This window comes from Psychrobacter sp. DAB_AL43B (assembly GCF_900168255.1).
In the GTDB taxonomy this organism is placed as follows: Bacteria; Pseudomonadota; Gammaproteobacteria; order Pseudomonadales; family Moraxellaceae; genus Psychrobacter.
The window spans coordinates 131,609-141,599 of record NZ_LT799838.1 but is presented as its reverse complement, the minus strand read 5'-3'; the positions used below and the strand labels follow the sequence as shown (position 1 = coordinate 141,599).

Below are 9,991 nucleotides of genomic sequence, written 5' to 3'. Positions count from 1 at the left end.
TTGAGTTGGTAAAGTTGTTAATACTTAGGTTTTCTGACTAATAAAAAACACCACCTAAGACAAGGTGGTGTTTTTTATAGCGCTATTATAAAGCTAATTGAGCAAAAAAGGTATATTAACCTGCTTGATCGATCAACAAATTGCGTAGTTGACCAATAGCTTTGGTTGGATTCAAGCCTTTTGGACATACTGATACACAGTTCATAATACCACGGCAACGGAACAAGCTGAATGGATCGTCTAAACGAGCCAGACGAGCACGCGTGTCCGTATCGCGGCTATCAGAAACGAAACGGTTGGCATTTAGAAGTGCTGCTGGACCTAAGAACTTATCAGGGTTCCACCAGAATGATGGGCAGCTGGTTGAACAGCAAGCACATAAAATACATTCATATAGACCATTTAACTTGTCACGCTGCTCAGGTGACTGCAAACGCTCTGTTGCTGGCGCTGGCTGGTCATTGATCAAGAACGGGTGTATTTTTTCATATTGCTCGTAGAATTGGTTCATGTCGACAACCAAATCACGAACCACTGGCAAACCTGGTAATGGGCGAACCGTTACTTTTTCAGGCAGAGTATTCATGTTAATTAAACATGCCAGACCGTTTTTACCGTTAATATTCATGCCATCAGAACCACAGATGCCTTCACGGCACGAGCGACGGAAGGTGAGGGTTTCATCTTCCTTTTTTAGGCGTAATAATACGTCAAGCAACATACGATCTGAGTCTAGTAACTCAATCGTATAAGTTTGCATGCGTGGCGCTGCGTCCAGATCAGGATCGTAGCGATAAATCTCGATGGTGCGAGTACCTCGGCTCATAATGCTAAACTCCACACGTCGGTGATGGCGGGCGTACAAGGCTTGCAACCTAAAGATTACAATATATCAGCGCTAATACTTCTTAGTCATAGCGCTGATATCAGCTCGTAGCTGGCGGTCACCTTTTTAATAAATTAATAAGGGATAAACATTTATGCTGTTCGTATAAATCAAGCGCACGCAGTCTAGAATTAATAAACGCGGACTTTTGGCTCGATATAATCAACGGTCAATGGGATTTTACGAACTGGCTTATAGATAACTTTATTACCTTCAGAATACCATAAGGTATGCTTCATCCAATCGTTATCGTTACGGCCATTTGGTGCATATTCATCATCTTCAGGACGGTCATAATCAGAGACACTGTGCGCGCCGCGGCTTTCATGACGTTTAGCGGCCGATATCATCGTCGCTTTCGCCACTTCATAAAGGTTTGCCACTTCAAAGGCTTCAATACGAGCAGTGTTAAAGACTTGTGATTTATCAGCCAAATGGATTTGGTCAATCTTGTCACCTAGCGCTAGGATTTTTGCAACGCCTTCGTCCATCATTGCTTGCGTACGGAATACACTCGCATGCGTTTGCATGGTCGCACGAATCTCATCCGCTACATCTTGTGCATTATAGCCTTCAGTCGACTGTTGCAGCTTGTCTAAACGACCCACGGTATAATCAAGCACGCGAGGATCAAGTGGCTTATAGTTATGGTCAGCATGATGGAACTCATCAACGATATGCTTACCGGCAGCGCGACCAAACACTAGTAAATCTAGTAGCGAGTTGGTACCTAAACGGTTAGCACCGTGCACACTAACACAAGCACATTCACCGATGGCATAAAGACCTTTAACGACGTTGCCCTTTGCGTATAGACCATCTTCATCAGTGCCTGCTTCTAGATCCGGTACAATCACTTGACCATGAATCGTGGTTGGAATACCACCCATCATATAGTGAATGGTTGGGATAACTGGAATCGGCTCTTTTGTGATATCGACGTTGGCAAAGTTTTTACCAATTTCAAATACTGATGGCAGACGCTTCATGATGGTTTCAACGCCTAAATGCGTCATATCCATAACGATATGGTCAGCATTTGGACCACAACCACGACCTTCTTTAATTTCTTGGTCCATAGAACGTGATACTAAATCACGTGGCGCCAAGTCTTTAACGGTTGGCGCATAACGCTCCATGAAGGCTTCGCCATCTTTATTACGTAAGATCGCCCCTTCACCGCGGCAACCTTCAGTCAATAGTACGCCTGCACCATGAACGCCGGTTGGATGGAACTGCCAGAACTCCATATCTTGCAATGGAATACCGGCGCGTACTGCCATGCCGATACCGTCACCAGTATTAATATAAGCGTTGGTAGATGCTGCAAAGATACGACCAGCACCGCCTGTTGCTAATACCGTAATCGGTGATTGGAATACCGCAACCGTACCTGTTTCTTGTTCAATCGCAATAACGCCATTGATATTACCGGCGTCGTCTTTGATCAAATCAAGGGCAATCCACTCGATAAAGAACTCAGTACCTTGCTGTAGATTTTTCTGATATAACGTATGTAATAGTGCGTGACCAGTACGGTCAGCAGCAGCACAAGCACGTTGTACCGCTTTTTCACCGTAGTTTGAGGTATGACCGCCAAATGGACGCTGGTAAATCGTGCCATCTTCGTTACGGTCAAATGGCATACCCATGTGCTCAAGCTCGTATACCACTTTTGGTGCTTCACGGCACATATACTCAATCGCGTCTTGGTCACCTAACCAATCTGACCCTTTAACGGTGTCATAAAAGTGAAAGTGCCAGTTATCATTACTCATATTACCCAAACTTGCGCCAATACCACCTTGCGCTGCAACGGTGTGCGAACGGGTTGGGAATACTTTGGTAAGGACTGCAACCTTCATGCCCGCTTCGGCTAAATGCAATGAAGCACGCATACCTGAGCCGCCGCCACCAACGATGACCGCGTCATAGTTCAGGGTTTTAATATTGCTAATGGTATTATCTTGTCTAGTTGCCATTACGGTTTTCCTAATGCCTGTTAATGCTTAGAAGTAAATAAAAAGGTTGTTGTATCAATTATCGTATGACAAGGTTGAATAAATTTTTACTTCAATCCTGCTTACTTTCATCAACTTGCTTGCTATCATCAAATAGCAAGCAAACAGCCTTCAACCACTCAATTTGCATATCTATCTTTATATTGGGTCCACTCACTGACTAAACCATGATGCATCTATTATATAAGTGACTGGTTAAGTCAGTGGTATCCAACGCTATGATTGGCTATGACTATTTTTGGCTACTAACGGACTTTTCTAAGACAAATCAACTGTTTTAAAACAATCTAACCGTTAATAAATCGCTCAGATCAACCCGCTCTTATTGATAACTATTAAATAAACAACTATCAAATAAATAAGTATCGAAATTCATGACTAGTGGTTAAACAGCAACAACACCGAAGCCATTACCCCAAAAAATCATGATGCCCCAAAATAGAAAAACTAAAATAGCGATAATCATTAATGACTGTAGTACCAAACGCAGTCCTGCTGCGCTTGAGCCCAGTTTTCCAGTTGTAATATAATCGGTAAAAACTGTCCACATCCCAACCCAAGCATGACCCGCTAGCGCTAAAACAGCAAGCAAGCTAAACAGACGCATAGGCAAACTGGTCATAAATTGTGACCATTCAACGAAGCTCACATCACCATGAGTTAAAAAGAAGCCCAGTAATACCACGCTGTATACGGCTAAAATGACCGCACTGATACGCTGGATAATCCAATCGCGTGTGCCTGATCCTGTCAGACCTGTTGCGCTTTTGATTCCTGAATCATTTTTTATCATTAGAACATCACCCATACAAATGACGCGACAATTAAGATTGCTGCAATTACAAAGCTAATCATAGAAGCGGCACGGCCAGATTTTAGCTCTTCGTTCATGCCCATATCAGCAAATAAATGCTTGATACCCATCACAAAGTGATAAGCGATAGCGGCGACAAAAATCCACGCCAAAAAGCGAACGAGAACATTGTCAAACACGGTTTCAAAACTCTCAGGCGACGCCAAAGAATTCTGCAATAACCACAACATGACAGGGATAAGTAGAAATAAAACAATGCCAGATATACGATGCAAGATTGAAGCAATTGCAATCGGTGAGCGGTTCACGCTAATCACTTGGCTTAAGGGCAGGTCAATAGGTCGGTTGCTTTTCACAGCGGGCATCCTTTTTGCGGTTATGTCTGGTAGTTACTTATGATTTAGCAATCGTCTGCCAAATACACTGAGCACCACACAAGACGAATAAAGTAAGGAAGGGCTAGCTGACGTCGTTTAATTTGCACTAAATTTGAAAGCTGGACATGGGTTATACGGTCTTTATAGACTGTTTAACATAGCTCTTTAAATGGATACACCCTTTCAATAACACTCGTTTTACTTACTTTTTAACAGTAAGAGCGAAGCATGGGGTAAATCGATTAACTATTCTATTTTTACTGGTTGCCATTAACAAAAAAAGATAACGCCGTTGTGTCATCTCTATATTATCATTTTTTGTTAAGGTAAACTTCACTGTCGACTATTTAAAAATAGAACAGTTAACAAGAATATTCAAGCGATAAGCTAAGTTCGGTCTATAAACTGACTGTCCAATCGTAACAAAGTATGAGCAAAGCAGAGCTTTCCCCGTTATTTATTAAAATGACTTATCAATTTGCGCAAAGCTAGTGCCAGTTAAATCCCTACAATTATAAAATGACTGAGCCCTAATTACAAATTTATCCCCTGAATAGTGGTTATTAGAGATTAATTAACAAAAAACTGGCTATTTGCAATATGAATTCATTAGTATTACTCAGGCTTGATGAATCATAAACCCAAACGAATTTGTCGGTCACTCATACTCTGTCTGTTTCATCGTATGTGAGATGAAGTATTGGCGCTGATTATCTAGCTGAAAACGCTTTACCATTATAATGTTAATGAGAATCATTACATGATGATAAATAAGCTTGTTTACAGCCAGATTACTGATTAGACATATTTTGATACAAAGTTTACAGTACATAAGTACTCTGAAACCACGACAATCACAGACATTGCAGGTAAAAGTCTTTTCAAAACCTAAGTAATAACTGCTAATATAGCCTGCATATTAAATGAGTTAAATTCATTTTGACCATTTGTGACGCGAGGGTATGCGTCTCTATATTTTTATTCTAACAAGTTAAAGCACTGGAGATTAAATTATGGCTGATAATCAAGCCACATTAACCGTAGATGGTAAGGATTACCAACTTCCTATTACCGAAGGGACTTTAGGGCCGTCAGTTATCGATGTTGCTGCTTTCCAAAAAGCTGGCTACTGGACCTATGATCCAGGTTTTATGGTAACAGCGCCTGTTGAATCAAAAATTACTTTTATTGATGGGGGTAAAGGCGAGCTACTTTATCGCGGCTATCCTATCGATCAGTTGGCCGATAATGCTGAATACTTAGAAGTGGCTTATGCGTTGATTCATGGCGATTTGCCTAACGCTGAGCAAAAAGCCGATTTCTTTGAAAAAATTCGTAAGCATACTGGTGTTCATGACCAATTACGTAAATTCTTTGAAGGCTTCCGCCGTGATGCCCATCCTATGGCAATCATGGTTGGTGTCGTTGGTGCTTTATCAGCGTTTTATCATGAAAAACTAGATGTTAGCAATGAAGAGCATCGTGAAATTACCGCGATTCGTCTAATCGCTAAAATGCCAACGCTTGCTGCGATGAGTTATAAATACTCACAAGGCGAACCGTTCATGTATCCACGTAATGACTTCAATTATGCGGAAAACTTCTTATATATGATGTTTGCAACGCCTGCTGATGTTGATTATAAAACCAACGACGTCATCACTCGCGCCATGGACAAAATCTTTACCTTGCACGCTGACCACGAACAAAACGCCTCAACGTCTACGGTACGTTTAGCTGGCTCTACTGGCGCAAACCCTTACGCTTGTATCGCTGCTGGTATCGCCGCCCTTTGGGGTCCATCACATGGCGGCGCCAACGAAGCGGTGCTTGAGATGCTAGATGAAATCGGTTCTGTAGAAAATGTGCCTGAATTCATGGAAAAAGTGAAGAGCCGTGAAGTGAAGCTGATGGGCTTTGGTCACCGTGTTTATAAAAACTTTGACCCACGCGCACAAGTACTGAAAAAGACTTGTGACGAGGTCCTACAGGCTCTAGGTATTGACGATCCAAAGCTTAAGCTTGCAATGGAGCTTGAGAAAATTGCGTTAGAAGACCCGTTCTTCATTGAGCGTAACCTGTATCCAAACGTTGACTTTTACTCTGGCATTATCTTAAAGGCCATCGGTATCCCAACCTCAATGTTTACCGTTATCTTCTCATTGGCACGTACCTCTGGCTGGATCAGCCATTGGCTTGAGATGCACAGCGCACCGTTCAAAATCGGTCGTCCACGTCAGTTATATACTGGTGAGAAACAACGCGAATTCGTTAAAGTAGAAGACCGTAAATAGTTTTTAACAATGCCTAAAAAATCTCGCCATGTGCGAGATTTTTTTATGGTTAGATTTGACAGATTATTTAAACTCTTTTAGCGTTTGCTCATATTTGGCGATTTGCTCATCATAGCCTTTAATAGTCTCGTTAAACTTCGACATCAGCATCTCAAATTCTTGCTGTTGACTCTGTTTCATTTGCTGCATATCTAGCACTTGTTGCGCTTCTATCTGCTCCCACACTTGATGCTGAATAATCAAACGTGCCAGTGCTGGGCTTTTGGCGCTGACTCTACCAGCAATTTCCGCATCTTCAAAAAGCTGTGGCACTAAGGTTGCGATATCAATCAACGTATCAACATCTTCTGCATTTAGCGGCGTGGTCACTGGCTGATAAAGGGCTTCCATCGCTTGCTCATAGCGTTCTATAATCTGCTCTTCAGTCAATAGGACAGGCTTGCGTGGCTCTAAGCTAATACGTTTTAACACCGTTAAGTCGCGCTCACCAACTTCGGTACTGGTATTAATTTCAGCATCTGTAGCAGGTTTATTATCAATATCCGCTATTGAAACAGGGTCTGCTGAATCAATCGCAGCTGGTTCAAGCGCTGTACTATTATTAGTACCTGCCGCAGGCAAACTATTACTATCAGTAGTTTGCCCATTGTTATTGTTATTGTTATTTTTAGTATTACTGTCAGCAGGATCAGTTGCGCTATCAACCAATAAAGAGCTTCCATTACCGGAGGCATCAGCAGCTTGCAACGACTCATACTCTGCTTGCAAGCGCTGCTGTAGTCCTTGAAATTGAGTCACATACAAAGGCTGAAACTGCTCTATACGTACGGCAGCTGAGTCACTTTTCGGCATAGGCTGGCTATCTTCAGCCCTCATTTGCTCGCTGGTTTTCTCACTACTTTGAGCATTATCCGGCACAGTTTCGTTTGCTGCTTGTTGCTGACAACCACTCAAAAACAATATGCCTGTCAGTGTGGCTGCAAGTAACGTTGGGGCTTGACGTGGACTCATGATGCCTTGTTTTGCAAGGTTATGATGGGCACCCGTATGAGGTGTTGCGAGCAAAAATTTAAACATCCGAGTACCTATCCTTTATTAAAAGCAGAATATTAAATAGTAATATAGAGAGTAAACATAAAAATTAAACGTTGAATGAGTTGTCGCTATGCTGAGTATTATTAACAGACTGCCCAGCTAGAAATGGAATACAGGCTTCTAAATCCCGACAGTCTTGTCCACGCTGACGACGAATAAAGTAATCTTGAACCATGCGTGCTTGTTGCTCAATACCGTACTTAAAAAAAGATTTACCCACCTCTAACACATAGTCATAGCGGCGATTAATGATAGCGCCGCGCACCACTTTTAAGCCACGCTGTAGTTGCCAAACGTGCGTCAACTCATGTATAAGCCAGCTTTGTTTACTCAATGACGCCTCACTAAAGTCTTCGATCCAGTCTGCCGGATGAAAATAAATATGACCATTCGGGCTAACGGCATAATTTTTGAGTACCCACCAAGCCGTTTTAAGCTGAATATCATCAAGGCTGAGACTGTCACCAAATACTGAGCGTGCCAGTACTATTTCTCCAGCAGTTAGCTTACGGGAATATCGTTTTGCAGCTCTAGTAGCTGGATCATGATTGAATAAGCGTTTAAAAGTTGACTGCAACATTATTAATATCATCCGTTATGTTTGATATATTAGGCTGATAGAGAGAGTTAACCCCTTAATAAGGGTAAAAATCTAAAAAATAAAGTCTTAAAGATATAAGCTGTACATTTAGCTGACTTTTATTAACGTAAATCTGCGTTAGCCTAGCCCATATGATAGCCATTAATGACAATATTAATTATGTATAGTGTATTCAAGATAAAAGAAATATACCTAAAAATAGTGTTTATTAATATAAAAAATTTAAGTTCTCATGCCGCTGTAGCCAATTGATAACCATTCGATTTTATAATAGAGAGCCTTATGCCGCCTAACTTTCATGCTGATACTCCCCTCGCCCAGCGCATGCGCCCTACGACGCTCGATGCTATTATTGGTCAAGAGCATTTATTGGCAGCAGGCGCACCATTACGGCGCTTAGTGGAACAAGGACACCTGTCTTCTATTATTTTGCATGGCGAAGCTGGTATTGGCAAAACAACCATCGCAATGCTATTAGCAGATGCGGTTGGCAGACCGTTTCATGCGTTATCAGCCCTGAATACAGGGGTAAAACAATTACGTGAAGTGTTGGATAGTAAGGACTCGTTAAGCTTTGAGTCGCCTGTCGTGTTCATTGACGAGATTCACCGCTTTAATAAAGCCCAGCAAGATGCATTACTCGGCGCGGTAGAATCTGGTGATATAACCTTGATTGGGGCGACGACCGAAAATCCATCTTTTAGCATCAATAACGCTTTATTATCACGTTGCCAAGTATATCGCTTAGAGCCGCTCACACCTGAGCAAATCAGCGCGGTATTACAGCGTGCGCTTTTAGAAGATAAAGTATTGAAAAACTTAACGGTAGATTTGCAGGCGCAGAAAACCATTAGCCAACTGGCACATGGGGATGCAAGAAAAGCGCTAAATATATTAGAGCTGGCGATTCAAACCGCTGATTCTAATCAATCACCGCTTGTTATTGATGATGCACTGGTCGCCCGCGTCGCCCAGACCGCACTAGTACGCTACGATAAAGATGGTGAACAGCATTACGATATTATATCCGCCATGATAAAGTCCGTCCGTGGCTCAGATCCAGATGCAGCGCTATACTGGATGGCACGCATGTTAGTCGGTGGTGAGCCAGCAGACTTTATTGCGCGGCGTTTGGTCATTTTAGCCAGTGAAGATATTGGCAATGCTAATCCCAACGCCTTGCTTCTCGCTGACGCTGCTCTGCGTAGTGTGCAGTCAATCGGTATGCCAGAAGCGCGTATTATATTAGGGCAAGTGGTGGTTTATCTTGCGACCAGCGCTAAAAGCAATAGCACCTATAAAGCGATTAATGCGGCAATGGCACTGGCAGAAAAAGACGCCTCGCCTGTCCCTTTACACTTGCGGAACGGCGTGACCAAGCTCATGCGTGAACAAGGCTACGGTAAAGACTATGCTTATCCGCACAATTATCCCAACCATTATTATGCGCAAACTTATTTGCCTGACAATTTAGTAGGTACACGCTTTTATGAATTTGCTGATAATCAGCGTGAGCAGCATAGCGAGAAGTTTATGGATTGGCTCAAAAGCCAAGCAGCAAGTAATGACTGATTATTTGAAGAATTTCTTAAAATGACTGCTCTCAAAACCATTATTCAAAGATAATAGTATTTATCATTAATAATACTTATCGCTATTTTTGACATACTAATTGAGATAGTAGGAAGATGAAGCAGCACGTTGGGGTGAAAAGCGTTAAAATGACCTCATAATGATATATAGAAGCTAATTGAAAGAGTCATTTTTATGGCGGTTTACTCTGACTGCAGCGCGCTTTGCTTTAGCACAACAGCGCTTTGACCAATCTACTGCTACAATAAGCAGATAACGCCTTATATCACCAATCACGCCTATCTATAAATAATAAAAGATTGAGACTTCC

General features: G+C 42.1%; 8 protein-coding genes. 2 read left to right on the top strand and 6 right to left on the bottom strand.

What is annotated here, in order from left to right; genetic code table 11:
• Positions 1–115: 115 nt before the first annotated feature.
• The 4 genes from DABAL43B_RS00600 to sdhC form a co-directional block, all read right to left on the bottom strand.
• Entirely contained in the window at positions 116–826 is a 711-nt protein-coding gene (locus tag DABAL43B_RS00600) for a succinate dehydrogenase iron-sulfur subunit (protein ID WP_079690601.1), read from the bottom strand.
• Positions 827–1,017: 191 nt separating this feature from the next.
• Positions 1,018–2,868 (bottom strand): succinate dehydrogenase flavoprotein subunit, encoded by a 1,851-nt coding sequence (gene sdhA / locus DABAL43B_RS00595; RefSeq protein ID WP_079690600.1) that lies wholly within the window; start codon positions 2,866–2,868, stop codon positions 1,018–1,020.
• Between the two features lie 424 nt (positions 2,869–3,292).
• The gene (sdhD, locus tag DABAL43B_RS00590) at positions 3,293–3,679 is read right to left on the bottom strand and encodes a succinate dehydrogenase, hydrophobic membrane anchor protein (protein ID WP_227516758.1); all 387 of its coding nucleotides are present in this window, start codon (positions 3,677–3,679) and stop codon (positions 3,293–3,295) included.
• Between the two features lie 20 nt (positions 3,680–3,699).
• Positions 3,700–4,086: a succinate dehydrogenase, cytochrome b556 subunit gene (sdhC, locus tag DABAL43B_RS00585; RefSeq protein WP_079690599.1), complete on the bottom strand. Its 387-nt coding sequence runs from the start codon at positions 4,084–4,086 to the stop codon at positions 3,700–3,702.
• 1,025 nt (positions 4,087–5,111) lie between these two features.
• Between sdhC and gltA the strand changes: the two genes are divergently transcribed.
• The gene (gene gltA / locus DABAL43B_RS00580) at positions 5,112–6,392 is read left to right on the top strand and encodes a citrate synthase (RefSeq protein WP_079690598.1); all 1,281 of its coding nucleotides are present in this window, start codon (positions 5,112–5,114) and stop codon (positions 6,390–6,392) included.
• Between the two features lie 63 nt (positions 6,393–6,455).
• On the opposite strand, the gene DABAL43B_RS00575 is transcribed toward gltA, so the two are convergent.
• Positions 6,456–7,469 (bottom strand): hypothetical protein, encoded by a 1,014-nt coding sequence (locus tag DABAL43B_RS00575; RefSeq protein ID WP_079690597.1) that lies wholly within the window; start codon positions 7,467–7,469, stop codon positions 6,456–6,458.
• 64 nt (positions 7,470–7,533) lie between these two features.
• Positions 7,534–8,067, bottom strand: a complete 534-nt coding sequence (locus tag DABAL43B_RS00570; RefSeq protein WP_079690596.1) for a type IV secretion protein Rhs — start codon at positions 8,065–8,067, stop codon at positions 7,534–7,536.
• 303 nt (positions 8,068–8,370) lie between these two features.
• Between DABAL43B_RS00570 and DABAL43B_RS00565 the strand changes: the two genes are divergently transcribed.
• Positions 8,371–9,660 carry a replication-associated recombination protein A gene (locus DABAL43B_RS00565; protein WP_079690595.1) on the top strand — a complete coding sequence of 430 codons (1,290 nt, stop codon included), beginning with the start codon at positions 8,371–8,373 and terminating at the stop codon, positions 9,658–9,660.
• Positions 9,661–9,991: the final 331 nt, after the last annotated feature.

What these genes read in the sequence shown, in the direction of transcription:
- DABAL43B_RS00600 (WP_079690601.1), bottom strand. Translation starts at nt 826, where the DNA reads ATGAGCCGAGGTACTCGCACCATCGAGATTTATCGCTACGATCCTGAT.
- sdhA (WP_079690600.1), bottom strand. Translation starts at nt 2,868, where the DNA reads ATGGCAACTAGACAAGATAATACCATTAGCAATATTAAAACCCTGAAC.
- sdhC (WP_079690599.1), bottom strand. Translation starts at nt 4,086, where the DNA reads ATGCCCGCTGTGAAAAGCAACCGACCTATTGACCTGCCCTTAAGCCAA.
- gltA (WP_079690598.1), top strand. Translation starts at nt 5,112, where the DNA reads ATGGCTGATAATCAAGCCACATTAACCGTAGATGGTAAGGATTACCAA.
- DABAL43B_RS00575 (WP_079690597.1), bottom strand. Translation starts at nt 7,469, where the DNA reads ATGTTTAAATTTTTGCTCGCAACACCTCATACGGGTGCCCATCATAAC.
- DABAL43B_RS00570 (WP_079690596.1), bottom strand. Translation starts at nt 8,067, where the DNA reads ATGTTGCAGTCAACTTTTAAACGCTTATTCAATCATGATCCAGCTACT.
- DABAL43B_RS00565 (WP_079690595.1), top strand. Translation starts at nt 8,371, where the DNA reads ATGCCGCCTAACTTTCATGCTGATACTCCCCTCGCCCAGCGCATGCGC.